Source organism: Nevskia ramosa DSM 11499 (assembly GCF_000420645.1).
GTDB lineage: Bacteria > Pseudomonadota > Gammaproteobacteria > Nevskiales > Nevskiaceae > Nevskia > Nevskia ramosa.
Genome location: NZ_ATVI01000011.1, coordinates 178,414 through 204,447, shown reverse-complemented (window position 1 = coordinate 204,447; position 26,034 = coordinate 178,414). Strand labels below are relative to the sequence as shown.

Below are 26,034 nucleotides of genomic sequence, written 5' to 3'. Positions count from 1 at the left end.
ACCCATGACCCGCTCATGAACATCGCAGCATCGGCGCCCGGCAAGCTGGTGCTGCTCGGCGAGTACGCCGTGCTCGAAGGCGCGCCGGCGGTGGCGATGGCCGTCGATCGTCGCGCGGTGGCAAAGCTGACGGCGCAGCCCGGCCCGCGCTGCGAAGTGTTCGCGCCGGACGTGCTGAAGGCGCGCACTCCGTTTTCGATCGGCAGCAATGGTCTGCCGGACTGGCAGGCTGCCGGCGCCGATGCCGCCCGCTTGAGTCTGGTCGACGAAGTGCTGCGCGGCCTGGCCGATGAAGGCCTGGCGCCGGCTGCCGGCAGCGGCTTCCATCTGGCACTCGATACCTCGGCGTTCTTCGATACGCAGAATGCAGAACGTCCCAAACTCGGGCTCGGCTCCAGCGCCGCGCTGACCGTTGCCTTGGCGATGGCCTTCGTTGCTCGCGCAGGACAAGCGGACGATGCAGCGAGCCATGCCAGCTGGCTGCCGCGCCTCTTGGCCTTGCATCGCAAGTTCCAGGGCGGACAGGGCAGTGGTGTCGATGTCGCGACCAGCCTGATCGGCGGCGTCATCGCCTATCAGCTGTACGACGGCGGTACCACGCCAAGCGCACGGCCGCTGACCTGGCCAGCCGGTCTGCACCAGCGTTTCATCTGGTCCGGCCGTTCAGCGTCGACGCCGAAGTTCCTGTCGATCCTGCGCGCCTGGCGGCTCGATCACGAAGCCGAATACCGAACCCGGATGGACGCGCTGAGCTCGATCGCTTCGGCTGCCGTCGAAGCACTCGCGGCCGCTGATGCGGCGGGCTTCCTGAGCTGTGCGTCGAGCTACGCCAACGATCTGCGTGCGCTCGGCCTGGCCAGCGGCGTCAGCATCTATTCCGAAGAACATGTGGCGATCGCTGCCATCGCAGCCTCGCATGAAGGTGTGGTCTACAAGCCTTGTGGTGCCGGTGGTGGTGACGTCGGCGTGTTGTTTGCAACGGACCCCGAGCGTCTGACTGCTGCCGTCGCGCAGCTGGCAGCAGCCGGGTTCGCCAGCGTGCCGCTGGCGGTCGATGTGACCGGCCTGCGGATCGCGATAACGGAGAGTGTCGAAGCATGAGTGCCGAACCCCAACCCACCGCGCCCGCCGCGGCCAAGTCGCCCGACCAATCGCTCGATAAATCGAGGATCCCGGAGTTCTACAAGCTGTCGGTCAGCGATCGCGTGCGGCTGATGCGCGAGCGCGGCTGGGTGTCGGAAGCCGACTACCAGCAGATGATTTCCGGCGAGCACACCTTGTCGCTGCATCGCGCCGACAAGATGATCGAGAACGTCGTCGGGGTCATGGGCTTGCCGGTCGGTTTGGGGCTCAACTTCCTGATCAACGGCAAGGACTACGTGATCCCGCTGGTGGTCGAGGAACCGTCGATCGTCGCTGCACTTTCCAGCGCCGCCAAGATCGTTCGGGGCGCCGGTGGCTTCACGGCCGAGATGGACGAGTCGATGCTGATCGGCCAGATCCAGGTCGTCGATATTCCCAACGTGCCGCGCGCCCAGAGCGCGCTGCTGCAGCGCAAGGCCGAACTGCTGAACCTCGCCAATTCGCTACATCCGCAGATGGTCGCCCGTGGCGGCGGTGCCCGCGATGTCGAGATCCACCTGCACCCGCGGCCCGATGGCCGCGGCGACATGATGGTGCTGCATCTGGTCGTCGACACCTGCGATGCGATGGGCGCGAACCTGGTCAACACGATGTGCGAAGGCCTGGCCTCGCTGGTCGAGTCGATCACCGGCGGCAAGGTCTTTCTGCGCATCCTGTCGAACCTCACCGATCGCGCGCTGGTCCGCGCCAAGTGCGTGATTCCGGTCGCGCGTCTCGCCGGCAAGGGTTTCTCGGGCGAGGAAGTGCGTGACGGCATCGTGCTGGCCACCGATTTCGCCAGCGTCGATCCGTATCGTGCGGCGACCCATAACAAGGGTGTGATGAACGGCGTCGATGCCGTCGCGCTGGCCACCGGCAATGACTGGCGCGCGATCGAAGCCGGTGCCCATGCCTATGCGGCGCGCTCTGGCCGCTATACCTCGCTGACCCGCTGGTACAAGGGCGACGACGGCGCGCTGGTCGGCGAGATCGAGATTCCGATGAAGGTCGGTACCGTCGGCGGCCCGTTGCAGTCGAACCCGACCGTAGCGCTGAACCACCGCCTGCTCGGCGCCACCTCGGCGCGCGAACTGGCGATGGTGATGGGCACCGTCGGTCTCGCGCAGAACTTCTCGGCGATCCGCGCCTTGGCCACCGAAGGCATCCAGCAGGGTCACATGACCCTGCACGCGCGCTCGGTGGCGCTGGCCGCTGGAGCCTCGCCGGAGATCTTCGAAACCGTGGTCGAGCGCCTGATCGAAGGCGGCGACATCAAGATCTGGAAGGCGCAGGAAATCGTCGTGCAGGTCAAGAAAGCCCTGCGTCAGGAAGCTGGTGGCGAGGAGCCGACGTCGAACGCGCCGCGCTCCCAGGGTCACGGCAAGATCATCCTGCTCGGCGAACATGCGGTGGTTTACGGCAGCCATGCGATTGCCGCACCGGTGCCGCTGGCCATCGAGGCCAGCGTGCAGGATGGCGACAGCGGCAGCGCCAATCCGGGTGTCGACCTGATCATTCCGCGCTGGGGCGTCGAATCGCGCCTGCACAAGGATCCGGCGCATCGCGATTCGTTCCAGCGTAGCTTGGGCATCGTTTTCGACAAGCTTGGCTTGACCGAGCGCAGCTTGCGCATCGAAGTGTTCCCCAACGTGCCGCGCGGCATGGGCTTGGGCGGCTCGGCGGCGATGGCGGTTGCGGTGATCCGTGCGCTCGACCAGCACTTCAAGCTCGGCCATACCGACGACGAGATCAACGCGCTGGCCTTCGAGTGCGAGAAGGTTGCCCACGGCACGCCGAGCGGCATCGACAACACCGTCGCCACCTTCGGCAAGCCGCTGCTCTATCGCCGCGCGCATGAAGGCCAGCCGCTGCTGATGAAGCCGCTGGCGCTCGCCAAGCCGATTCCGCTGGTGGTCGGCATCAGCGGCAAGGAAAGCCTGACCGCGAAAACCGTGGGCGGCGTTCGTGCGGCCTGGCTGAAGAACCCGGAGCTGTACGAAAACATCTTCCGGCAGATCGACGCGCTGACCTTGCAAGGGGTCGACGCGGTGCAGAATTATCAGCTCGAGCGCCTTGGCGATCTGATGAATGTCTGCCACGGTCTGCTCAATGCGCTGCGGGTGTCGAGCTGGGAAATCGAGGAAATGGTGCAGATCTGCCGCGAGCAGGGTGCCCTCGGCGCCAAGCTGACCGGCGGCGGCGGCGGCGGTTCGATCATCGCGCTGGCGCCGGAACATCCGGAGCGGGTCATCGCCGCGCTGCGCGACGCGGGTTATTCGGGTCTGGAGGTGCGCATTGGGTGACATGAAAATGGCGGTTGGCGGCGTGCACGAGGTGGTCTCGTTCGACGACGAGCCGCTGATCCTGGTCGACGAGCAGGACAACGAAGTCGGCTACCTGCTGAAGGCCGAAGCCCACATGGGCCACGGCACCCTGCATCGCGCGTTCTCGCTGTTCGTGTTCAATTCGGCTGGCGAACTGCTGCTGCAGCAGCGCGCGGCGGGCAAGCGGCTGTGGGGCCAGTTCTGGTCGAACACCTGCTGCAGCCACCCGCGCCGCGGCGAAACCATGGATATCGCGATCCATCGCCGGTTGAAGGAAGAACTCGGCTTCGAATGCCGCTTCGATTTCCTGTTCAAGTTCCAGTACCAGGCCCAGTTCGACGCCACCGGCGCCGAGCATGAGCTGTGCTGGGTCTATGCCGGCCGCAGCGATGTGGCCCCGGTGGTCAACGCCAACGAGATTTCGGCGATCCGCTACATCGCGCCGGATGCCCTCGATGCCGAGATCGAGGCGAGCCCGGAACGCTTCACGCCGTGGTTCAAGATCGAGTGGGCGCGCATCCGCGCGCAGCACGCCGGGGTATACGCGCGGCAGCCGCTGGCGTCTTTGGCATAAAATGCAGGATTCGGGGACTGGTCTGGATCAGGCCAGTTCCTCACTCTTAGCAAAAGGCACCGCGAGCGGTCGGCGGAGTCGTCACAGCAGCGCCTTCTGGCGCAGTCACTAGAGTTTTGGAGAACCCATGGGCGTTCCGCTTATCCAGCAGGTCACCGTCGCACGCTACCTTCTCGGCAAGAAGCTTGCGGGTGTGAAGCGCTATCCGCTGGTGTTGATGCTGGAGCCGTTGTTCCAGTGCAATCTCGCCTGTGCCGGCTGCGGCAAGATCGATTACGAGAAGGACATCCTGCAGCAGCGCGTCAGCGTCGAGAAGGCGCTGGCCGCCGCCGCCGAATGCGGCGCGCCGATGGTCTCGATTCCGGGCGGCGAGCCGCTGATTCACAAGGAAATGCCGCAGATCGTCGCCGGCCTGGTGAAGATGAAGAAATTCGTCTACCTGTGCACCAACGCGATCCTGCTGAAGAAGCACATCAACGATTACACCCCGTCGCCGTACCTGACGATGTCGATCCATCTCGACGGTCTGGAAAAGCGCCACGACGAATCGGTGTGCATGGACGGCGTCTTCGTCAAGGCTGTCGAAGCGATCAAGATGTGCGTCGAGCGCGGCTTCCGCGTCACCATCAACTGCACGCTGTTCTCCGGCGAGCCGCCGGAAGAGATCGCCGATTTCTTCGACTACGCGATGACCCTGGGCGTTGAAGGCATCACCGTGTCGCCGGGCTACAGCTACCAGCACGCGCCGCGTCAGGACGTGTTCCTCGGCCGCACCTCGTCGAAGCAGCTGTTCCGCGATGTGTTCCGCATCGGCCGGGCACGCAAGTCGAACTGGAAGTTCAACCAGTCGCCGATGTTCCTCGACTTCATCGCCGGCAACCAGGCCTACCAGTGCGAGCCTTGGGGCACGGTGACCTACAACGTGTTCGGCTGGCAGAAGCCCTGCTACCTGCTCGTCGACGAAGGTCATGTCAGCACCTACAAGGAGCTGATGGAAACCACGCAGTGGGAAAACTACGGTGTCGGCAAGAACCCGAAGTGCGATAACTGCATGGCCCACTGCGGTTTCGAAGGCACGGCGGTCAACGACACCTTCGCCAACCCGCTGAAGGCGGCGCGCGTGGCGCTGTTCGGCCCGGACATCGATGGCCCGATGGCGCCCGATCTGCCGATTCTCTACGGCAATCGCAGCGATGCGGCGGCGGTGCGGATTCCGATCAGCGCGATCACCAAGAAGGCCAAGCCGGCAGCCGAAAAGGCCTAGGGCTAGTCGGCAGCTGCGATTTCCGCAACCGCCGGTCTTCAAAGGTGATCGAGATGGATGCCGCGTTCTGGTTGGCCGTTCCTGCGGCTGTCATGTGGTTCGGCCTGTGGCTGGCCCCATGGCGGCCGTGGAGCGTCCGCGAGCAGCTGGAGCCGACCGGCTTCGGCCCCGATGGCCAGGGCGGACACGGCGACATGGATACCGTGACCGTGCTGATTCCGGCCCGCAACGAGGCCGAAGTCCTCGAGCGCACGCTGGACAGCCTTCAGGCACAAGGCGCGGGATTGAATATCGTCGTCATCGACGATCAGTCCGATGACGGCACCGGCGATATCGCCCGTCGCTATCCGAATGTCGAAGTGATTGCCGGCCAGCCGCTGCCGAAGGGCTGGGCCGGCAAGCTGTGGGCGCTGGAGCAGGGCAAGTCGCGGGTCAAGACGGCGATGACCTTGCTGCTCGATGCCGATATCGCGCTCGAACCGGGCCTGCTGTCGGCGCTGCTCGCGCACAAGCGGGCCAGGGGCGCGCACTTCGTCAGCCTGATGGCCGATCTGCGCCGCACCTCGTTCTGGGATCGCCTGCTGCTGCCGGCCTTCGTCTACTACTTCAAGCTGATCTATCCGTTCGCGGTATCGAATTCGCCGTCGAAGTGGGTGGCGGCTGCGGCCGGTGGCTGCGTGCTGGTCGATACGTCCGCACTTCGCAAGGTCAATGCCTTCGAATGCCTGAAGGGCGCGCTGATCGATGACTGCACCCTGGCCCGGCACGTCAAGGACGGCGGCTACAAGACCTGGATCGGCCTCAGCCGCGGCGTCATCAGCTTGCGCCCCTACGGCACGCTGAAGAGCGTGCACGACATGGTCGCCCGCTCGGCTTTCACCCAGCTGCGCTATTCCACACCGCTGCTGCTGCTGGTCACTGCGCTGTTCGCGCTGGCCTACTGGTTCCCGCTGGTCGCGCTGGCGCATGGCTCCTGGCTGGCCGCGCTGGCGCTGCTGGCGATGTGCGCGGCCTATGTGCCGACCCTGCATTACTACGGCCTGTCGCCGCTCTGGGCGCTGGCCTCACCTTTGATTGGGGCGCTGTATCTCGGGATGACGTGGAGTTCCGCGATCCGGAGCTGGCGCGGCGTGCGCTCGAAATGGAAAAACCGCACCTACGAAGTCCATCCGTGACCGACGTGGGGCGCTGCAAAAAGAGAGAGAAGACATGAGCAAGGCAGAATTCGGCATCAGTGCCTTCGCGGCCTATGTGCCGCCGTATCGCGTGGACCTGCGCGAATGGTGCGAGTGGACCGGCAACAGCTGGGACAAGACGCGCGCGGTGATCGGCGAAAGCTTCCGCGTGCCGGGTGTCGAGGAAGACGTCTACACGATGGCCGCCAACGCAGTGCTGGCGCTGATCGATCGCAATGCCGTCGACCCGGCGAAGATCGGCTATCTGGCGCTGGGCACCGAGTCCAGCGTCGACAACGCCACCGGTGCGGTGATCGTCCGCGGTCTCGTCGATCGCGCGCTGGCCGCCACCGGCCGGCCGCGCATCGCCCGCGACTGCGAAGTGCCGGAGTTCAAGCAGGCCTGCCTGGCCGGTGTCTACGGCCTCAAGGGCGCGGTGCGCTATCTGGCCCACGATGGCGCCGAGCGTCAGGCCGTCGTCGTTGCTGCCGACATCGCCGAATACGAGCGCGGCTCCTCCGGCGAACCGACGCAAGGCGCCGGTGCGGTCGCCATGCTGCTGGAGCGCGATCCGAAGATCGTCGCCCTCGATCTGCGCAACGGCGGCAGCGCTTCGACCTTCCGCGGCCTCGATTTCCGCAAGCCGTTCCAGCGTTACGCCGGCCAGACCACCAGCGTCAGCGGTCGCCTTTCCGATTTCCCGGTGTTCAACGGCAAGTTCTCGACCGCCTGCTATGTCGACGAAACCCTGTCGGCGATCGACCAGCTGCTGGCCAAGCGCGGTGGCGCCCACGGCCGCTACTTCCGCGAGCTGGAAGCGGTGTTCATGCATCGCCCGTATCACAAGATGCCGGTCACGGCCTGGGCGCTCGGCTACCTGTTCGCGCTCGGTGCCGACGGCGCCCTCGGTGCCGACGAACTGAACGGCTACTGCGTGGCGTCCGGCGTCGATCCGGTGCAGCTCGCAGCCGAGATGGCAGCGGTGACCACGCGCGCCTTCGAGCCGGACTTCGACGGCACCGTCGCCGAACCGTATCCGCTGACCGCCGGACTGATGAAAGCCTTCCGCGAGACCGACACCTACAAGCGGGTGGTCGACGACAAGATGCGCCTCGGTGCGAAGCCGATGATGGCGATGGGCAACCTGTATTCGGCAGCGCTGCCGGGCTGGCTGGCCGCCGGGCTTGAAGAAGCCGCGAAAGCGGGCCGCGATCTCGCCGGCCGCGAGATCCTGCTGATCGGCTATGGCAGCGGCGACGCCTCCGAAGCGATCCCCGCGCGCATCGTGCCGGGCTGGCAGGACGCCGCCAGCCGCATCCATCTGGCCGGCGCGCTCGATGGCGCCGTCGCGCTGAACGCCGAGCAGTACGCGGCGCTGCACGAAGGCCGCCCGGCACCGGGCATTGCACCTGCCTGCCGCGGCATCCGCATCAATCGCATCGGCGATCGCCGTACCGGCGCGCTGCAGGATTTCGGGATCGCCTATTACGACCTGGGCGTCTAGCGTTGATTTTTTGTCAACGCCGTCATGCAACTGTCACAAAAGTCGCAAACACTATGCCTGACGGGTGCTTTGGCAAGCTTTGACCGGTTTCAGTGCAACGAAACCGTCAAACAACGCCAGTACGCTCTAAGTAGCTGACATTACGGTCGGTTTTCGGGCCGAACCCTTCAGGAGAAATTCGTGAGTCTCATCAACAAAGCTGCGCTGCGTACCTTCGTGCTTGGCGCGGCCGTCACCTTCATCGCGCCGATGGCGCTGGCTGCCGACATATCCGGCGCCGGATCAACCTTTTTCTATCCGATCGCCTCGAAGTGGGCGGATACCTACAAGAAAGACACCGACATCGGCCTCAACTATCAGTCGATCGGTTCGGGCGGCGGCATCAAGCAGATCAAGGCCAAGACCGTCACCTTCGGCGCTTCCGACAAGCCGCTGAAAATCGAAGAACTCAACGAAGCCGGCCTGACGCAGTTCCCGGCCGTGATGGGCGGTGTCGTGCCGGTCATCAATGTCGATGGAATCAATCCGGGCGACCTGGTGCTGAGTTCCGACCTCATTTCGCGCATCTTCCTCGGCCAGATCACCGCCTGGGACGACAAGGCGATCGTCGCGCTGAACCCGTCGGCCAAGCTGCCGAAGACCAAGATCGCCGTTGTCCATCGTTCGGATGGTTCGGGCACCACGTTCCTGTTTACCGACTACCTCGCGAAGACCAATTCGGAATGGCGTGAAGCCGTGGGTGCCAATTCCGCCGTCGAGTGGCCGACCGGTATCGGCGCCAAGGGCAATGAAGGCGTTGCCGGCGTGGTCAAGCAAACCAAGGGCTCGATCGGTTACATCGAGTACGCCTACGCCAAGCAGAACAAGCTGACGTACACCAAGATGATCAACAAGAGCGGCGGCACCGTCGCTCCGGAGGCCGACACCTTCAAGGCTGCCGCCTCCAATGCCAACTGGGATTCGGCGCCCGGCTTCTACGTCATCCTGACCGATCAGCCCGGTGCCCAGAGCTGGCCGATCACCGGTGCCGTGTTCGTGCTGATGTACAAGCAGCCGTCCGATCCGGCGACTGTCGGCGAAGCGCTGAAGTTCTTCGACTGGTCGATGTCGGCCGCCGGTGCCAAGCAGGCCGACGATCTGGACTACGTGCCGATGCCCGAGGCGGTGGTCAAGCTGATCCAGGCCTCCTGGAAGGCCAACATCAAGGACAAGGCAGGTCAGGCCGTCTTCAAGTAAACCGCCGAATGATCCCGAGGGAGGTCGGCTATGGCCGGTCTCCCTTCTTTGTGTAAAGTCCGGGGAATCCTTCCGTGAACCAGGTTGCCTCCGTGGCGAATCAGGCCTCTATGCAGTCCATCTCGTCGGCCGGATTGCGTCGTCACACCCTCTGGGATGCCGTGCTGCGTTCCGCTACGCGGATCGCCGCGATCACCGTGCTGCTGCTGCTCACGGGTGTGATCGTGACCTTGATCAATGGCTCGTGGCTGGCCTTCAAGACTTTCGGTTTTGATTTTCTGACCACCGAAAAATGGAACCCGGTGACCGAGAAGTTCGGCGCACTGGCGCCGGTCTACGGCACCATCATCACTTCGTTGATCGCCATGGTGATCGGCATTCCGATCAGCCTTGGCATCGCGATCTTTCTCACCGAACTCTGTCCGCCGAGCCTGAAGCGCAGCATCTCCACGGCCATCGAACTGCTGGCTGGCATCCCGTCGATCATCTACGGCATCTGGGGCCTGTTCGTACTCGCGCCGTTCCTGCAGGTGCACGTGCAACCGGTGGTCATCGAAGCCTTCGAAGGCGTGCCTTTCCTCGGCGCGATGTTTGCCGGCCCGCCCTACGGCATCGGCGTGTTCACGGCCGGCATCATCCTCAGCATCATGGTGCTGCCGTACATCACCTCGGTCACCCGCGACGTCTTCGAGACCGTGCCGCCGGTGCTCAAGGAATCCGCCTACGGTCTCGGCTGCACGACCTGGGAAGTGGTCACCAAGGTGGTGCTGCCGTTCACCCGCACCGGCGTCATCGGCGGCGTCATGCTCGGCCTGGGCCGCGCACTCGGTGAAACGATGGCGGTCACTTTCGTGATCGGCAACGCCCACCGCATCTCCGGTTCGATCCTGGCACCCGGCACGACCATTTCCGCATCGATCGCCAACGAGTTCACCGAAGCCGAGACCGAGCTGTATTCGTCCAGCCTGATCGCGCTCGGCCTGCTGCTGTTCGTGATCACCTTCATCGTGCTGGCGATCGCTCGCTACATGCTCTATCGCCTCAAGCAGAAAGCCGGATAACCGCCATGCAGCCACATGCGTTCAACATGGCGATGTACAACCGCCGCCGCTTCGTCAGCCGCCTGCTGATGGTGCTGTCCTGGGCGGCCGCGGTCTCCGGCATGTTCGTGCTGTTGCTGATCCTCGGCACGCTCGTGTACCGCGGCGTCGGTGGTCTGAACCTCGCGGTGTTCACCGAGAACACGCCGCCGCCAGGCAGTGCTGGCGGCATCCTGAATGCGATCTTCGGCAGCGTGGTGATGACCCTGCTCGGCACCGCGCTGGGCACGCCGATCGGCATCCTCGCCGGCACCTACATGGCCGAGTACGGCCGCAACACCTGGCTGACCACGGTCGTCCGCTTCATCAACGACATCCTGCTGTCGGCACCGTCGATCGTCATCGGCCTGTTCGTCTACGAAGTCATGGTGGTGACCATGGGCCACTTCTCGGCCTGGGCCGGCGGTGTCGCGCTGGCGCTGCTCGTGCTGCCGGTGGTGGTGCGCACCACAGAAGACATGCTGCTGCTGGTGCCGGATGGCCTGCGCGAAGCTGCTGCCGCGCTCGGCTCACCGCGCTGGCTGGTGATTTCCAAGGTCTGCTACCGCGCTGCCAAGGCCGGCATGGTCACCGGCGTGCTGCTCGCCATTGCCCGCGTCACCGGCGAGACCGCGCCACTGCTGTTCACCGCCCTCAACAACCAGTTCATGTCCACCAACATGAACGCACCGATGGCCAATCTGCCGGTTGTCATCTTCCAGTTCGCACTGAGTCCCTATCCTGAGTGGCAGCAGCTGGCCTGGACGGCAGCACTGCTGATCACGATGACGGTACTGATCCTGAATATCGGTGCCCGCGCGCTGTCGACCCAGAATTCGAAGAAGAACTGACGCCATGAACGAAGCCAATCCCGCACCGATTTCGACGCAGCGGCCGTATCTCACTCCGCGCGATACCAGCGCGCCGAAGCTGCCGATGAACGAGAAGGTCTCGGTGCGCGACGTCAACTTCTACTACGGCGACTACCGGGCGCTGAAGTCGATTTCGATGCCGATCTACGACAAGAAGGTCACCGCGCTGATCGGCCCCTCCGGCTGCGGCAAGTCGACCCTGCTGCGCATCTTCAACCGCATGTACGACCTTTACCCGAAGCAGCGGGCGGAAGGCGAAATCCTGTTCGAAGGCAAGAACCTGCTGGACCCGAAACAGGATCTGAACCTGCTGCGCGCGCGCATCGGCATGGTCTTCCAGAAGCCGACGCCGTTCCCGATGTCGATCTACGACAACATCGCCTTCGGCATTCGTCTGTACGAAAAGGTGCCGAAGTCCGAGCTCGACGATCGCGTTGAAACGGCGCTGAAGCGCGGCGCGCTGTGGGACGAAGTGAAGGACAAGCTGAACCAGAGCGGCCTGGGCCTTTCGGGCGGTCAGCAGCAGCGCCTGTGCATCGCCCGCTCGATCGCCGTGCGCCCGGAAGTGCTGTTGCTCGATGAGCCGACCTCGGCGCTCGATCCAATCGCCACGGCCAAGGTCGAAGAACTGATCTATCAGCTGAAGAGCGATTACACGATCTGTATCGTCACCCACAACATGCAGCAGGCCGCCCGCGTCGCCGACTTCACGGCGTTCATGTATCTCGGCGAACTGGTCGAGTTCGGTGAAACCAGCCAGGTATTCACCAAGCCGAAGGAATCGAAGACCGAGGACTACATCACGGGTCGATTCGGCTGAATCTTCGCGAGCTTCGCCCGCGAAGATTCAGGCGTTACGCCGCAAAGAAAAACCCCGCCGAAGCGGGGTTTTTCATATCCGCCCGAAGCTATCGGCGGCTTACTGGCAGCTGCGCACCTGCTGCGCCTGATAACCCGGCAGATCGGCGGCATCGACACCGAACACGAAGATGTTCGAGTTCTGGTTGGCGAAGAAGTCGTTGTCGGAGGTGACCAGCAAGGTGCGCTGGCCGGTCGGCAGGGTCGGGCCGAACGCCAGGCCTTCGATCTTCTCCGGGAAGCTGGCGCCTGCCAGGCCAAACGCCGGGCTGAGCAGATCGATGAACGGCGTCTTGGTCACCGGTACCACGCCGGCGGGAATCTCGGTCGCCGGCAGCGACTTGATGTTGCGGATGTCGCTGGCGCCATTGATGTCGATCTTGAAGATGCGCTTGAACTGGGCGGCAGCACCGGCGCGGCCGTCACGCTCGATGACCAGGAACTCGTGGTCGTTGATCGCCAGGATTTCGTTCAGGCCGTAGCCGGCGGCATCGAGCGGGTAATAGAACTCGCGCAGCGCGCCGGTTGCCAGGGTGATTTCGACCAGGCGGGAGTTGGTGCTGACGCGGGCGTTGGTCGGGCTCAGAGCGCCGTCCTGGATCAGCGCGTTCTGCATCAAGCCGTAAAGCTTGCTGCCATCCGGGCTGATCGCCAGGCCTTCCATGCCGCGGTTGGCCTGACGGCCGAACGCGTTGTTGCTCAGTTCGCTGGCCGGGTTGGCCGAAGCGGCATCGATCAGCAGCTTGGTCGGCAGCTTCACCGAGCCGGTGCGCTTGCCGGTGGCCAGGTCGAACGAGTACAGGTACGGGCCGTATTCGTCGGAAACGTAGGCGCTGGTGCCACAGGCGTCGATGCGGATGCCTTCCGGATCGAAGCGCAGGCTGTCGGTCGAGCCGGTGGCGTCGAACGCGGCGTTGCTGCCGGTCAGCGGCTGGCCGGCTTCATTGCTGAGCAGCAGGGTCTGGACGACCGCCGGCGTGAACTGGAAGGCGTTGGTGCCGTACGGGGCGATCTGGCGCACGCCGATGTCGATGCGGTAGATGCGGTCGATGTAGCTGCTGTTGCCGTCTGCCGGGCCACGATCCGGGGTGGCGATGAAGCTCAGGCCGCGACCGGTATAGGTGAACGCCGAGCCGAAGCCGCCGATCTGGTTCTTCAGGGTGACGCCGTCTTCGAGCACGCCGGTGAGGCCGGACTGGTCGGTGGCGGTGCCGGAAATCGCGCCGGTGCCCAGCAGGGTCACGGCGGCGGCAGCGGTTTCGACATGCAGCACGCCGGCAACAGCCACGGCAAACAGCGATCTGCGCAAAGCTCGGTTCATCGTCGGTTCTCCAGTTGAGGGATGAACCGCCGATGATGTCCATCGAACGTGAACGGCCGATGGCGATCGCGTTAAAGCGATGGTGCTTAAGTGACCTTCGTGAACGCCGCCAGACCGAGCACTTCCTCGACGCTGGTGACGCCTTCGGCCAGCTTCACGCAGCCAGCGATGCGCAGCGGCATCATGCCGTCCTTGAGCGCCTGCTGGCGCAGCAGCAGCAGATCGGTGGTCGCGCTGATCGCGGCGTTCAAGGTCGCCGACAGCGGCATGATCTCGTAGATGCCGACCCGGCCCAGATAGCCGGTTTCGCGGCATTCCAGGCAGCCCACCGGCGCGTAGATCTGCGCCGGCCGGTCGATCGGCCAGCCGCCGCTGATCTCGGCCCAGCGCTCGGGCTCGATCACCGCAGCGCGCTTGCAGTGCGGGCACAGCTTGCGCACCAGGCGCTGGGCCACCACACCGAGCAAGGTCGACTTGATCAGATAACCCGGCACGCCCAGATCGAGCAAACGGCTGATCGCGCTCGGCGCGTCATTGGTGTGCAGCGTCGACAGCACCAGATGGCCGGTGAGCGCCGCCTGGATCGCGATCTCGGCAGTTTCCAGATCGCGGATTTCGCCGACCATGATGATGTCCGGGTCCTGGCGCATCAGCGCCCGGATGCCTTCTGCGAAGCCCAGTTCGATGTTCGGCTGCACCTGCATCTGGTTGAAGCTGCCGTCGACGAGTTCGATCGGGTCTTCGATCGTGCAGACGTTGACCTGCGGTGTCGCCAGTTGCTTCAGCGATGAGTAGAGCGTCGTGGTCTTGCCCGAGCCGGTCGGGCCGGTGACCAGCACGATGCCGTTCGGCTGCTCGATCATCGCTGCCCAGGCCTTGGCCTCGGCCTCGTTGAAGCCGAGCTGGCGGAAATCCTTGACCAGCACTTCGGGGTCGAAGATGCGCATGACCAGCTTCTCGCCGAACGCGGTCGGCAGGCTCGAACAACGCAGTTCGATCTCCTTGCCATCTGGCGAGCGGGTCTTGATCCGGCCGTCCTGCGGCTTGCGCTTCTCGGCGACATCCATGCGGCCGAGGATCTTGATCCGGCTGGTCACCGCGACCATCACTGGCGCCGGGATCTGGTAGACCTCGTGAAGCACGCCGTCGATGCGGAAGCGCACGTTGCCGCTGTCGCGACGCGGCTCCAGATGGATGTCGCTGGCGCGCGATTCGAAGGCGTACTGCAGCAGCCAGTCGACGATGTTGACGACGTGCGAATCATCGGCCGTCAGCTGGCCGCGGCGGCCGAGATCGGTCAGCTGTTCCAGCGAACGCGCGCTGCCGAAGCTGACTAGCTTCGCGCGTTCCTCGCCGCTGGCTTTCACCGAGCGGGCCAGCGCATAGAACTCGACCAGATAACGATCGATGTCGATCGGATTGGCGACCACGCGCTTGATGTCGAGCTTCAGCGCCTGCTTCAGATCGTGCACCCAGTCGAACACCCAGGGCTCGCTGGTGGCGATCGTCACCTCGCTGCCCTGCACCTTGATCGGCAGGATCTTCAGCCGCGACGCATAGGCGTACGGCATCACCGTGGTGATCCGCGCGACTTCGATGCCGAGCGGATCGATGCGCAGATAGGGCAGGCCGGCGCGGCCAGCGAGCCATTGCATCAGTGCTTCCAGGGTCAGCTTGCGGCCCGGTAGCGTGGGGTTGTCCCAGTCGCAAGCCGCGACCCGCACCAGTGGATGCCGATGCTCGCCGCGCAGCAACGGCTTGGCGAGCAAGGCCTGCGCCGCGGCCTGCGTGCAGAGGCCATCGGCGATCAGGGTCGACAGCACCGTGTCCAGGTTCAGCGGGACATCGACACGGCGAGTGCTGGCGTCGGCCGCCTGCGGCGAATTGAGAGCGTTCATGGCGAGGGCCTGTTGGCAATTGCTTTGGTCGCTGCGTTGCAGGTCCCAAGTAGTCTCACTGGGCCGCCGGGCGACGCGCGAACCGCAGGCCATAGCCTACCTATGGTCAAGGTTCGCAACGAAGTCCCGGCGGCTTTTTGACCGCAACCCTTCGGGGCGGGGCCATTTCTGCGCATTGCTGCCTCTCTCGTCGCGCCAATGGGTCGGCCATTGGGTCGGGCAATTGCCCGACCCTCGTTCGTTGCACTGCGCAGAAATGACCTCCGCCGCAGCGATCAAAGTAATTGCTAACAGGCCCTACGCTAGCACTCAACAATCGGAGTTACACGGCGTGACGCCAGCTGCATCAGGCAATAGACTGATCGTTCGATTCGTTCGCCAAGGCGAGCGGTATGCGCGATTACGATTGTGCGGAATTCATCAGCGATGCGATGAACTGACCAAGGACGATTGGTATGAGTGACCAGAAAACTTTTGATTTCATCATTGCTGGCGGCGGTTCTGCGGGCTGCGTGCTGGCCAATCGCCTGAGCGCCAGCGGCAAGTGGAAGGTCTGCCTGATCGAAGCCGGCCCGGCGGATTCCAGCCCGTTCATCCACATGCCGGCCGGCATCATTCCAGTGGTGCGCTCGAAGATCCTCAACTGGAATTTCTGGACCGCGCCGCAGGCGAACTGCGGCAACCGCCAGATGTACTGGCCGCGCGGCCGCACCCTGGGTGGCTCGTCGTCGATCAATGCCATGTGCTACGTCCGGGGCCACGCCTGGGATTACGACCACTGGGCCAGCCTTGGCAACGAGGGCTGGTCGTACAAGGACGTGCTGCCGTACTTCCGGCGCATGGAGAATTTCGAGGCGATCGACAAGGTCGACGACGGCCGTTCTTATCACGGCAGCGGCGGGCCTTTGAACGTCGCCGAGCCGCGCTACCTGAATCCGCTGATGAAGGCCTTCGTCGCCGCCGGCCGCGAAGCTGGACACGCGGTCACCGATGACTTCAACGGCGCGCAGCAGGAAGGGGTCGGCTACTACCACACGATGCAGAAGAACGGTCAGCGCTGCAGCAATGCGCGCGGCTTTCTCGATCCGGTCAAGGGCCGCGACAATCTGACGGTGATCACCCGCGCCCATGTCGCGCGCGTGCTGTTCGAAGGCAAGCGCGCGATCGGCGTGCGTTACCTCGGCGGCGGCCGCATTCACGATGTTCGCGCCAGCCAGGAAGTGATCCTCAGCGCCGGTGCCATCGGTTCGCCGCAGGTGTTGCTGCTGTCCGGCGTCGGCCCGAAGGCGGAGCTGAGCAAGCACGCCATACCGCAGATTCATGAACTGCCGGGTGTAGGCGAAAACCTGCAGGATCATCTCGACATCCACATCACGATGCGCGAGCGCACCCGGCATTCGATCAGCCTGCGTCCGCTGGGCCTGCTGAAAGGCGCCTGGGGCGTGATCCGCTATCTGTTCGGCCGGCGTGGCGAGCTGACCTCGAACTTCGCACAGGCCGGCGGCTTCATCTGCAGCAATGCCGAGCAGACGGTGCCGGATCTGCAATGGCATCTGGTACCGTTCGTCTACGCCAATCACGGCCAGACCCTGGCGCCGCTGTTCCGGCATTACGCCTACACCTTGATGACGTGTTTCCTGCGTCCGGAAAGCCGCGGCCGGCTGAGCTTGCGCGATGCCGATCCGATGTCCGCGCCCTTGATCGATGCCAACTATCTGGCCACCGAACGCGACATGCAGGCGCTGGTCGAAGGCTTCCACAAGGCGCGTGAACTGCTGGCCCAGCCGGCAATCGCCAGGCACGCCGTCGATGAGCTGGAACCGGGCCGCGCCGTGCAGAGCGACGACGACATCCGTGCCTACATCCGCGCCAAGTCCGAAACCGTCTACCACCCGATCGGCACCTGCAAGATGGGCCGCGATGCAATGGCCGTGGTCGACCCGCGTCTGCGTGTCCACGGGCTGACCGGACTGCGCGTGGTCGATGCCTCGATCATGCCGACCCTGATCGGCGGCAACACCAATGCGCCGACGACGATGATCGCCGAACGAGCTGCCGACCTGATCCTTCAGGATGCGGCGCTCGCGCGCAGCGTGCCAAACTACGAAGGCGCGACCGCAGCCGCTGTCGCCTGATCAGAGACATGAACCGCCATGCGTCCAGGCTTCGCTTCCCGTTTCCATCACCTCGCTGCACCGCTCGCAGCGGTGGCTGCGGTGTTGATGGCGGGCTGCGCCGGCGTGTCGATTCCGGGGCTGAACCGGCTGCCGGGCGGCGACGATAACGCCGAAGTCAGCGAGATTCGCCGCCTCGTTTCCTGCGGCGCCACTAGCGACGCAGCCGTCGTCACCCTGCTGGCCGATGAAGCCGCGCTAAGCAGCTGGCAGGCGGCCCGCGGCATCAATCTGATTGCCGCGCCGGGCGCTGCTCTCCCACCGGGGCCGTTCGCGGTTGTCGAACACGGTGCTCGCGCGACCGGCGGTTATGGCTTGCTGATCAGCCGTCTCGCCTACCAGCACGGGCACGAATTGCGTCTGACCGCCAGCTTCCTGAGCCCGAAGACGGGCGAAGTGCGCAGCGACGGGCCGACCAGCCCTTGCGTGCTGGTCAAGCTGCCATCGGGCAACTACGACCGGGTCAGCGTCGTCGATCCGTCCGGCAAACGCCGTGCGCAGTACCTGCCGCCGGTTCCGGGTGCTCCTGCCGCTGCGGTGCCAGCTGCGGCTGCTCCAGTGCCTGCTCCCGCAGCGGTGGCGCCTGCTCCAGCCGCTCCGATCGAGACTGCGCCTGCGGAAACTGCGCCGGCCGAGCCAGCGCCCGCCGCGCCCGTACCGGCTCCATAAGCCTTATCACCTGCGGCACCCACGAGGAGTTTTCCCAGATGCTGCGTTTCCTGCCGGGCTGGCTGTCGGGCGTGATCATGATGGTGCTGCTGGCCGTCAACACGCTGTTCTGGGCCACGCCGCTGCTGATCTTTGCGCTGCTGAAACTGATTTCGCCGATCCGTAGCCTCAGCGATCTGCTGTCGCGCGCCGCGGCCGCCAGCGGCCAGCACTGGGCCACCGTCAATACGCTGCTCGGCGATGCGCTGCTGCCGACGCGCTGGACGATCCGCGGCGTCGACAAGCTCGACATGAAGGGCCAGTACCTGGTCAGTTCCAATCACCAGACCTGGAACGACATTTACGTGCTGATGAAGGCTTTCGATCGGCGCGCGCCGTTCTTCAAGTTCTTCATCAAGCAGGAACTGATCTGGGTGCCGGTACTCGGCCTGTGCTGGTGGGCGCTCGACTATCCGTTCATGAAGCGCTATTCGTCGAAGTACCTGGCCAAGCATCCGGAACTGCGTGGTAAGGATTTCGAGACCACCAAGAAGGCCTGCGAGCGCTACCAGAACATTCCGGTGACGGTGCTTAACTTTCTTGAAGGCACGCGCTTCAGCAAGACCAAGCAGGCCGAAACCAAGTCGCCGTACACGCATCTGCTGAAGCCGAAGGCGGGCGGTTTCGCGCTGACCATCGGCGCGCTCGGCGAGAACATCAATTCGCTGCTCGACGTCACCATCGTCTATCCAGGCGGCGCAAAGGGCTTCTGGGACTTCGTCTGCTGCCGGGTGCCGGAAGTGATCGTCGACGTTCGCCAGATCACCATTCCGCACGAAATGTATGTCGGCAGTTACGAGACCGACAAGCTGTTCCGCAAGCACATCCAGAACTGGATCGCCGATCTCTGGGCGCAGAAGGATCGCCGCATCGGCGAACTGCTCGCGGAGGCGGGCGCGGCTTGAGCAGCCGGCGGCGCGGTCTGCGTCGCTGGTTGCGTACCGCGCTACGGTCTCTGCTCCTAGTCGCGATGAGCGCCTGCTCGCAGCTCCCCGGCGCAGCGGAACCCGCCAAGCCGCCGCGCTTCGACGATCGACTGGCCAAGCTGTTTACCGACGGGCCGCAGCCCGAGGCGCACGACTACCTCGTCGAAGGCCGCAGCATCCATTACCTGGTGATGCCCGGCGGACCGCAGCGCGTGCTCTTCATCCACGGCACGCCCGGAAACTGGCAGGGCTGGCATCGGTATCTCGCCGACCCGCGTCTGCGCGAACGCGCCACCCTGATCGCCGTCGACCGTCCCGGCTTCAGCAATTCCGGCAGTGGCCAGATGGCACCGGCGCTCGCCGATCAATCGCGCTTGCTGGCGCCCCTGCTCGGCAGCGATGGCCACAAGACCTGGCTGGTCGGCCATTCACTGGGCGGGCCGATCGCCGCCAAGATGGCGATGGATCATCCGGATCAGGTGGCCGGTGTGCTGATGCTCGCGCCGTCGATCTCGCCAGCGCTCGAGCATCCGCGCTGGTTCAATCATCTGGCCGATACCTGGCTGGCGCGGTCGCTGAAGGGCACCTGGTTCCAGCGCCTGTTCGCCGACGATGACCTGTTCAATTCCAACGACGAGATCATGCCGCTGGTAGGCGAGCTGGCAGCCATCGAGCCGGATTGGACACGGCTGACGATGCCGCTGGTAGTGGCTCAGGGCATGAAGGACAAGCTGGTCAGCCCGCGCACTGCGGACTACGCCGAGCAGACCCTGCCGAAGCCGAACACGCGGGTGATCCGCTTGCCCGAGGACGATCACTTCCTGATCTGGAACGATTACCCGTACTGCTCGGGGTTGATCGTCGAACTGCTCGATCAGACCTCGCCGCCCTGAGCGGCGCCAACGACGAAGGTCAGCGCAGCCGCTTCCAGATCCGCCATCAGGATCGGATGTTCGGCGCGAACAGTTGGCATCCGGGTGCGCCAACCAGCCGCGGCGTCGAGCAGCAACTGTGGCTTGCTGAGCCGCGCTGAAATGCGCGCCAGCGACTCGTCGATGCCGGTTTCTTCGCGATACGAACGCAGCAGTGCAGCGAAGCGCTGAGCATCCGGCGCCGGGCGATTGACCGCCAGTTGCCAGGCACCGGGATCGGCCACAGCTCTTGCGGCCCGCAGCGCGAACGCATCCAGCGCTTCTGGCATGGCAGGCCATGCGAGGGCCATCGCGTGATCATGCAGCACGTCGAGGACGATGCCGGCATAGCGGCGCTGACCATTGCCGAATGCGGCTCTGGCCTGCACCACCAGCGGATGGGCATCGGTCACCACGTCGATCCGCCGATGCAGCGCGATCGAACGTTCCAGCTGCGGCGGCAGACGGCCATCGAGCCGGCCGCGCAATACGTCACCGAGTACCGCGCCGGCCAGCGGCAGGCCCGCGCGTTCGGTCAGCCAGAGATGGGCGAGAAAATTCATCGCCGGAGTATGGCGGCCCTGCTCGGCACGCGGCGCCTCCGGCGATGAAAGTGGCGGCCTTCAGTTCCGCTTGCGGATCGCGCCGACGATGAACAGCAACACCACGGCACCAATCAGCGCACCGATGAAACCAGCCGGTTCGCCCGGCTGATACAGGCCCAGCGCCTTGCCGCCGTAGCTGGCGACCGCCGAACCGGCTATGCCCAGCACGGTGGTCAGGATAATGCCCATGCCGTCATTGCCAGGCTTCAGGAAGCGGGCGACCAGGCCCACGACGAAGCCGATGAAAAGCGTCCAGATCATGGTGTAGCTCCGATTAGAGGAGGCCGAACTTTAGCCGCATCGGCGGCCGAACGGGCTGGCTGAACAACGCCGCCGCTGAATCGCGCCAAGGCGCATTAAGCGTCAGTTCACCTCGAAACCGCGATTGTGATGCACCCAACAGATTCGCTCGGCTTCATGCATCCGTCGCCGCTTATTGCGACGTGCATCAACAAACGTCTGTGCCTGTCCGCCCAGACTTCAGCCATCGCGATACGGGCCCCAAGGGCCTCCGCCCCTGAAAGGATTCATCACCATGCTTCGTTCATTCATTGCCGACGATATTTACCGTGTCACGCTGGGCAGCGACGCCATCGAACCCCTGAGCCGCACGCTCGGCGATCACGGTCTGCGCCCGGATGGAACGCTGCGCCGCATGCATCGCGACGATGGCACCGGCGTCTGGATGGCGCAGGTGCTGGTCGATGGCAACACGCTGCAGCACATCGCGCTGCAAGCGCGGCTGATGCTGATGCAGATCGACAACATCAGCGCTCGCTTGCGTGCCGCGCCGGAGTTGCCCGGCAGCGTCGGTGAGTGCGCGGTGGATTACGCACCGAACCCGCATTTCTTCGGCGTTGTGGCCTGAGCCGCACCCGAACCGTTCCCTGCATCGACAGAGATTCGACCTTCCCCCTCGAACCTTCCCGGGTCAGCTGACCCCATCTGACCGCATCGGGTGGTTCAACGTCGGTTTCTGTCTGATGGTGCGCGAGCCGGCTTGCCGGTCTCGCGCTTTTTTATGGCCGACGGATCGTCCGCGATTCAGCGCTTGCTGTCGTCGCTGTCCGGCGGCTCGATGGCGGGAGGCGGCACCACCACCGCAACGCCAGCCTTGCCGGGCTCGCCACGCTGCTTTGACGCCGCGTCCTGCAACCCCTTGCGAATCTCCCGGCCCACCGCCCGGTTGAGGCCGGATAGCGCGCCGTAGACGCCATCGGTGATCGAATCGTGCACGCCGCGCACCAGCCGCGCCGATTCACGCGTCGCCGGGATCGAATCGAGGATGTTGAACGGAATCGCCGCAATGCCCTTGTGCACCTCGCGCACCACCGAGCTGCCAGCGGCGATGACCTGCTCGGCCGTCGCCTGCGCTTCCAGGAGGTTTTCCAGCGTCGCCAGACGCTCGGCTTGCTCGCGGCCATCGGCCAGCGCCCGTTGCAGATCCGCTTCCAGCCGCTGCAATTCCCGCTTGAGCTTCAAGGTGCGCAGACCGACGGTGACCAACAGGCCAATGGCGATGACCAGCCCCAGCAGCAGCGCCCAGAACAAGGGATCTGCAGATGCTTCGATCTGAGCCACTTCAGGCGCCATGGGTGGTCACCTGCGCGTCGACACCCTGCGCCTTCAGCTGCTCGGCAATCTGCATCGCCGCGCGCGAATAGACGATGCGCTCGATCATCCTCGGCGCCAGCTTGGCTGCCGGTCCGGCCAGCGGTGTATCGCGCACCGCCAGCTCGAACGGATTGAGGATTTCGATCTTGATCACCGGCCGCGCGCGACCGGATCCCGGCGGAGGTGACGGCATGGCAGACGCGCCGTCGCCGATCTGCGTATGCAGCGCGTCGACTCTCCGCTGCAAGCGCAGCAGCGCCCAGCCGAGGGCGGCGGACAGCAACACCACGAGCAATGAAAGGATCGCCAGCAGGAGGCTCAAAAGGCATCTCCGGAAAGCAGGCGTTGGCCTGCGACAAGGAAGGGGAAGCGCTGCCGATACAATAGCGCGGGCACCTCCCTATCCTCCATGCCATGTGCGGAATCGTCGGCGCTGTTGCGGCGCGTGATGTCACCCCGATGCTGATCGACGGCCTGCGCCGTCTCGAATACCGGGGCTACGACTCCGCCGGTGTCGCCCTGCTCACCGCCAGCGGTGTGCTTGATCGTCGCCGTGCCCAAGGCAAGGTGCAGAAACTGGCCGATGGCATCGCCGCCGATCCGATCGCCGGCCATCGCGGCATTTCCCACACCCGTTGGGCGACCCACGGTGTGCCCAGCGAGCGTAACGCCCATCCGCATTTTTCCGGCGATTCGGTGGCCCTGGTCCACAACGGCATCATCGAAAACCACGATGAGCTGCGCGATGAACTGCGCGCCAAGGGCTATCCGTTCACCAGCGAGACCGATAGCGAAGTCGTTGCCCATCTGGTCGCCGAAGAACTGAAGCTCACTGGCTCGCTGCGTGCGGCCGTGCAGGCCGCGGTCAAGCGCCTGCATGGCGCTTACGCGATCGTGGTGATCTCGCCGAAAGATCCTGACTGCATCGTCGCCGCTCGCGCCGGCTGCCCGGTCGTCGTCGGCTATGGCGATGGCGAGAACTACGTCGCTTCCGACGTGCAGGCGCTGCTGCCAGTCACCCGCAGCTTCAGCTTCCTCGAAGAAGGCGATGTCGCCGAAGTGCGCGAAAGCGGCGTCACCATCGTCGATGCCCGCGGCCAGCCGGTGCAGCGCGCTGTGCGCGAATCGAGCCTGTCTGCCGATGCCGTCGAACGCGGCGACTACGCGCACTACATGCTCAAGGAAATCTTCGAGCAGCCGCGCGCGCTGGCCGACACGCTGTCCGAACGGATCAGCGGCAAGCGCGTACTGGTCGCCGCCCTCGGCCCGCATGCCGAAGCACTGCTGCCGAAAGTGCGCAACGTCCACATCGTCGCCTGCGGCACCAGCTACCACGCCGGCCTGATCGCCCGTTACTACATCGAACAGGGCGCTGAACTGCCGTGCACCGTCGAAGTGGCCAGCGAATACCGCTACCGCAACCCCGTGGTGCCGAAGGACACGCTGTTCCTCGCCATCTCCCAGAGCGGCGAAACGGCAGACACCCTGGCTGCACTCCGGGAAGCCAAGAAGCTCGGCTATCTGGCCACGGCCGCGATCTGCAACGTGCCGGAATCCTCGCTCGTTCGCGAAGCCGATCTGGTGCTGATGACCCGCGCCGGCCCGGAGATCGGTGTGGCCTCGACCAAGGCCTTCACCACCCAGCTCGCCGCGCTCGGCATCCTTGGCGTGGCGTTGGCGCGCCACAACGGCATGAGTGCCGCGGTGGAAGCCCAGTACGTGCGCCAGATCGCCCATGTGCCGGAAATGATCGAGCGCACCCTGAAGCTCGAACCGCAGATCAAGGAACTGGCCAAGCACTTCGCCGACAAGCGCCACGCGCTCTTCCTCGGCCGTGGCCCCACCTGGCCAGTGGCGCTCGAAGGTGCATTGAAGTTGAAGGAAATCTCCTACATCCACGCCGAGGCCTACCCCGCCGGCGAACTCAAGCACGGCCCGCTGGCCCTGGTCGATCACGACATGCCGGTGATTGCCGTAGCACCGAACAACGCCCTGCTCGAAAAGCTCAAATCCAACCTCGAAGAAGTCCGCGCCCGCGGCGGCAAGCTCTACGTGTTCGCCGACCCCGAATCTGGCTTCACCGCCAGCGAAGGCATCGAAGTCATCACCATGCCCGAGCACATCACGCCGCTGCAGGCGCCGATCCTCTACACGATCCCGCTGCAGTTGCTGGCGTATCACGTGGCGCTGCTGCGGGGGACGGATGTCGATCAGCCGCGGAATTTGGCGAAGTCTGTGACTGTGGAATAGTTGAGCACGGGCTTAAGGATTCTGTTGCTCGCAAATAAAGTCTGAGACAGGCAAATAAAGTCCGAGATGCGCACGCGGCAGCTAGCGTCATAACTAATTGATTTATAACTGTCTTGCGTCTCGGACTTTTACTTGGGAATGTGCGAGGCGGCTCTCTGACCGCTTGGCGCCAGATCGGCTATATGGATGCGATGTCGTGCAATTCTTTCTCGGTGAGCACTGCATGCGCGGGAAGAATGCCGCTCGAAATGACGTTGGCCTTCATTGCTTCGGGGGCGGTGACGAAGAATGCCAGTACCAGCCCTCGCCTAGCGCGGGTACAGCAGACATAGAGCAGGCGCAGAGTTCTGCTCCAAGTGTTGTCACCTCCGGCTTCGAATGCCGCGCGGTCTGCAGCTCGTGACTGCTCGTCTGCAAAGACCCGCTCGTAGTTGTAGCTGTTGTAGTTGCTCTCCTCTTCGTCGAGCACCACGAGCACTCGGTCGAACTGAGCACCTTTCACCCCATGCTGTGTGGCGTACGGCGAACCCTCCGAGATATACCGCTCATAAGGCCAAAGCTCTTGCGCGGGACACGCAAGCATCTTCAGTACCGCGAGGTCTGACGAGTTCAGCTCAAGTGCTTCCTCAGCAGGTTCTGACGAGCTGGTCTGGAGCTGTAGCACTCGCTCGAACCGCTCCTCAAAGGCCCAGAGGCCCGTGTCACGAAGATGTACAGCCACATCTCGCGCTGAAGCGTCGGAGTCATTCAGTATCTCGACGAGTTCCATCACGGCCGCTCGCGCCTCCTGCAACACAACCACAGCTCCAACCTTCGGCAGAGACCCCGCCGCCAAGCGAGGACAGTACTGTCGCAATAGAGTCATTGCTCTGAACTCGTTTCCCGCGCGTGTTGCGGTGACCATATCGGAAGACCTGCTCAAGGTGGAAGTTCAAGCCTTTCTCGGAAGAGTCGAGTGCCTTCAGAACCGCATGGTCGTCACCTCGCTTCTCCAGGTTGCGTTGATAGAACCTGCTCAGTCGTCGCGAAAGACTTTCTGCTCGGTCCGACCACCGCTCCCGGGGTCATCAAGGTGTCGCTGAGCACGCAGGAAGTGCACCTTCAGGAGCGACTTCAGGATGGCCGCACCTCCGGTCTCTCCGACTATCGGGAGAGGCTCATAGTCGTCGGACTTCTGCTTGTAGTTGCGCTGTTCGCCACTCCGTGGAGTCAGCTGCAGAAGTATCGCACTTACCTCGCGGGAAATTCGGTGCTCGCCACTCATCAGGTGGTCAAAGGCTCAGAGTTACTCCATGTGATGGTCGTGATGGACGACAAGCTGGCCGGCGGCAATCAAATTTCGTACGACAAGATTTTTGGGGGTGTTCAGCTCAGCAATTCGGACTGGGAGAATGTGGGGAAACGAAAGGAGACGACCATCGACCGGACCTTGCGTCTTCTGTATGTCACCTGCAGCCGAGCTCAGGAATCTCTGGCCTTCGTGCTTTGGTCCTCCGACCCCGCGACTGCACTGAACAGAATTAAGGAGAGCAATTGGTTCTCAGAAGGTGAATTTGTAGCGATTCAGTAGCCTGTTGTTTCGCCAGTCCAGTTCGGTGCAGCGAGAGGGGTAAGCATAT

General features: G+C 64.1%; 23 protein-coding genes and 1 pseudogene. 17 read left to right on the top strand and 7 right to left on the bottom strand.

All coding sequences use genetic code 11. The features are described from left to right. The first annotated feature begins 15 nt into the window (after positions 1–15). The 10 genes from G513_RS0118675 (at position 16) to pstB (ending at position 11,970) form a co-directional block, all read left to right on the top strand. A complete protein-coding gene (locus G513_RS0118675) occupies positions 16–1,101 on the top strand; it encodes a mevalonate kinase family protein (protein ID WP_022978390.1) in 1,086 nt (361 codons plus the stop codon). Beyond that, a complete protein-coding gene (locus G513_RS0118670) occupies positions 1,098–3,425 on the top strand; it encodes a hydroxymethylglutaryl-CoA reductase, degradative (RefSeq protein WP_022978389.1) in 2,328 nt (775 codons plus the stop codon). The genes G513_RS0118675 and G513_RS0118670 overlap by 4 nt, the downstream gene beginning before the upstream one ends. 1 nt (position 3,426) lies before the next feature. Then, positions 3,427–4,020, top strand: coding sequence for an isopentenyl-diphosphate Delta-isomerase (gene idi / locus G513_RS0118665; RefSeq protein WP_028475747.1), 594 nt, complete (start codon positions 3,427–3,429; stop codon positions 4,018–4,020). A gap of 127 nt (positions 4,021–4,147) precedes the next feature. Continuing rightward, a complete protein-coding gene (hpnH, locus tag G513_RS0118660; RefSeq protein ID WP_022978387.1) occupies positions 4,148–5,284 on the top strand; it encodes an adenosyl-hopene transferase HpnH in 1,137 nt (378 codons plus the stop codon). Positions 5,285–5,337: 53 nt separating this feature from the next. Continuing rightward, a complete protein-coding gene (locus G513_RS0118655; protein ID WP_028475746.1) occupies positions 5,338–6,459 on the top strand; it encodes a glycosyltransferase in 1,122 nt (373 codons plus the stop codon). 34 nt (positions 6,460–6,493) lie between these two features. Further along, positions 6,494–7,963, top strand: a complete 1,470-nt coding sequence (locus tag G513_RS0118650) for a hydroxymethylglutaryl-CoA synthase family protein (RefSeq protein WP_022978385.1) — start codon at positions 6,494–6,496, stop codon at positions 7,961–7,963. A gap of 189 nt (positions 7,964–8,152) precedes the next feature. Further along, a complete protein-coding gene (gene pstS, locus G513_RS0118645; protein ID WP_428386084.1) occupies positions 8,153–9,199 on the top strand; it encodes a phosphate ABC transporter substrate-binding protein PstS in 1,047 nt (348 codons plus the stop codon). A 110-nt stretch (positions 9,200–9,309) separates the two neighbouring features. After that, on the top strand, positions 9,310–10,260 hold the full coding sequence (pstC, locus tag G513_RS0118640; protein ID WP_022978383.1) for a phosphate ABC transporter permease subunit PstC: 951 nt from the start codon (positions 9,310–9,312) through the stop codon (positions 10,258–10,260). Between the two features lie 26 nt (positions 10,261–10,286). Next, entirely contained in the window at positions 10,287–11,129 is an 843-nt protein-coding gene (gene pstA / locus G513_RS0118635) for a phosphate ABC transporter permease PstA (protein ID WP_084711630.1), read from the top strand. 4 nt (positions 11,130–11,133) lie between these two features. Then, a complete protein-coding gene (gene pstB / locus G513_RS0118630) occupies positions 11,134–11,970 on the top strand; it encodes a phosphate ABC transporter ATP-binding protein PstB (RefSeq protein WP_022978381.1) in 837 nt (278 codons plus the stop codon). A gap of 99 nt (positions 11,971–12,069) precedes the next feature. Here the strand turns inward: pstB and G513_RS0118625 are convergent, their stop codons facing one another. Continuing rightward, positions 12,070–13,329, bottom strand: a complete 1,260-nt coding sequence (locus tag G513_RS0118625; protein WP_022978380.1) for an esterase-like activity of phytase family protein — start codon at positions 13,327–13,329, stop codon at positions 12,070–12,072. Positions 13,330–13,415: 86 nt separating this feature from the next. Then, positions 13,416–15,227 (bottom strand): type IV pilus assembly ATPase TfpB, encoded by a 1,812-nt coding sequence (gene tfpB, locus G513_RS0118620; RefSeq protein ID WP_022978379.1) that lies wholly within the window; start codon positions 15,225–15,227, stop codon positions 13,416–13,418. Between the two features lie 455 nt (positions 15,228–15,682). On the opposite strand from tfpB, the gene G513_RS0118615 reads away from it, so the two are divergent. The 4 genes from G513_RS0118615 to G513_RS24065 all read left to right on the top strand — a co-directional run bounded on the left by G513_RS0118615 (position 15,683) and on the right by G513_RS24065 (position 19,928). Further along, the gene (locus G513_RS0118615) at positions 15,683–17,362 is read left to right on the top strand and encodes a GMC family oxidoreductase (RefSeq protein ID WP_022978378.1); all 1,680 of its coding nucleotides are present in this window, start codon (positions 15,683–15,685) and stop codon (positions 17,360–17,362) included. 18 nt (positions 17,363–17,380) lie between these two features. Further along, a complete protein-coding gene (locus G513_RS0118610; protein WP_022978377.1) occupies positions 17,381–18,070 on the top strand; it encodes a protease complex subunit PrcB family protein in 690 nt (229 codons plus the stop codon). 38 nt (positions 18,071–18,108) lie between these two features. Beyond that, positions 18,109–19,014: a 1-acylglycerol-3-phosphate O-acyltransferase, YihG family gene (gene yihG, locus G513_RS0118605; RefSeq protein ID WP_022978376.1), complete on the top strand. Its 906-nt coding sequence runs from the start codon at positions 18,109–18,111 to the stop codon at positions 19,012–19,014. Positions 19,015–19,079: 65 nt separating this feature from the next. Beyond that, entirely contained in the window at positions 19,080–19,928 is an 849-nt protein-coding gene (locus tag G513_RS24065) for an alpha/beta fold hydrolase (RefSeq protein WP_022978375.1), read from the top strand. Here G513_RS24065 and G513_RS24060 read toward each other — a convergent pair. Together G513_RS24060 and G513_RS0118590 are read right to left on the bottom strand one after the other, a co-directional pair. Continuing rightward, the gene (locus tag G513_RS24060; protein ID WP_022978374.1) at positions 19,910–20,509 is read right to left on the bottom strand and encodes an ACP phosphodiesterase; all 600 of its coding nucleotides are present in this window, start codon (positions 20,507–20,509) and stop codon (positions 19,910–19,912) included. The genes G513_RS24065 and G513_RS24060 overlap by 19 nt on opposite strands. A gap of 60 nt (positions 20,510–20,569) precedes the next feature. Continuing rightward, on the bottom strand, positions 20,570–20,812 hold the full coding sequence (locus tag G513_RS0118590) for a GlsB/YeaQ/YmgE family stress response membrane protein (RefSeq protein WP_022978373.1): 243 nt from the start codon (positions 20,810–20,812) through the stop codon (positions 20,570–20,572). A 274-nt stretch (positions 20,813–21,086) separates the two neighbouring features. On the opposite strand from G513_RS0118590, the gene G513_RS0118585 reads away from it, so the two are divergent. Then, positions 21,087–21,419 carry a hypothetical protein gene (locus G513_RS0118585; protein WP_022978372.1) on the top strand — a complete coding sequence of 111 codons (333 nt, stop codon included), beginning with the start codon at positions 21,087–21,089 and terminating at the stop codon, positions 21,417–21,419. Positions 21,420–21,595: 176 nt separating this feature from the next. Here the strand turns inward: G513_RS0118585 and G513_RS0118580 are convergent, their stop codons facing one another. Then, positions 21,596–22,144: a hypothetical protein gene (locus G513_RS0118580; protein ID WP_022978371.1), complete on the bottom strand. Its 549-nt coding sequence runs from the start codon at positions 22,142–22,144 to the stop codon at positions 21,596–21,598. Further along, positions 22,134–22,487 (bottom strand): hypothetical protein, encoded by a 354-nt coding sequence (locus G513_RS0118575; protein ID WP_022978370.1) that lies wholly within the window; start codon positions 22,485–22,487, stop codon positions 22,134–22,136. The genes G513_RS0118580 and G513_RS0118575 overlap by 11 nt, the downstream gene beginning before the upstream one ends. Before the next feature lie 92 nt (positions 22,488–22,579). Here G513_RS0118575 and glmS point away from each other — a divergent pair, with 92 nt between their 5' ends. Then, the gene (gene glmS / locus G513_RS0118565; protein ID WP_022978369.1) at positions 22,580–24,415 is read left to right on the top strand and encodes a glutamine--fructose-6-phosphate transaminase (isomerizing); all 1,836 of its coding nucleotides are present in this window, start codon (positions 22,580–22,582) and stop codon (positions 24,413–24,415) included. A 178-nt stretch (positions 24,416–24,593) separates the two neighbouring features. Here the strand turns inward: glmS and G513_RS25570 are convergent, their stop codons facing one another. Beyond that, complete coding sequence (locus G513_RS25570) at positions 24,594–25,184, bottom strand: hypothetical protein (protein WP_211219711.1); 591 nt, start codon at positions 25,182–25,184, stop codon at positions 24,594–24,596. A 417-nt stretch (positions 25,185–25,601) separates the two neighbouring features. Between G513_RS25570 and G513_RS0118555 the strand changes: the two are divergent. Further along, positions 25,602–25,985: pseudogene (locus G513_RS0118555) on the top strand (UvrD-helicase domain-containing protein); the annotation flags it as partial. Between the last annotated feature and the right edge of the window lie 49 nt (positions 25,986–26,034).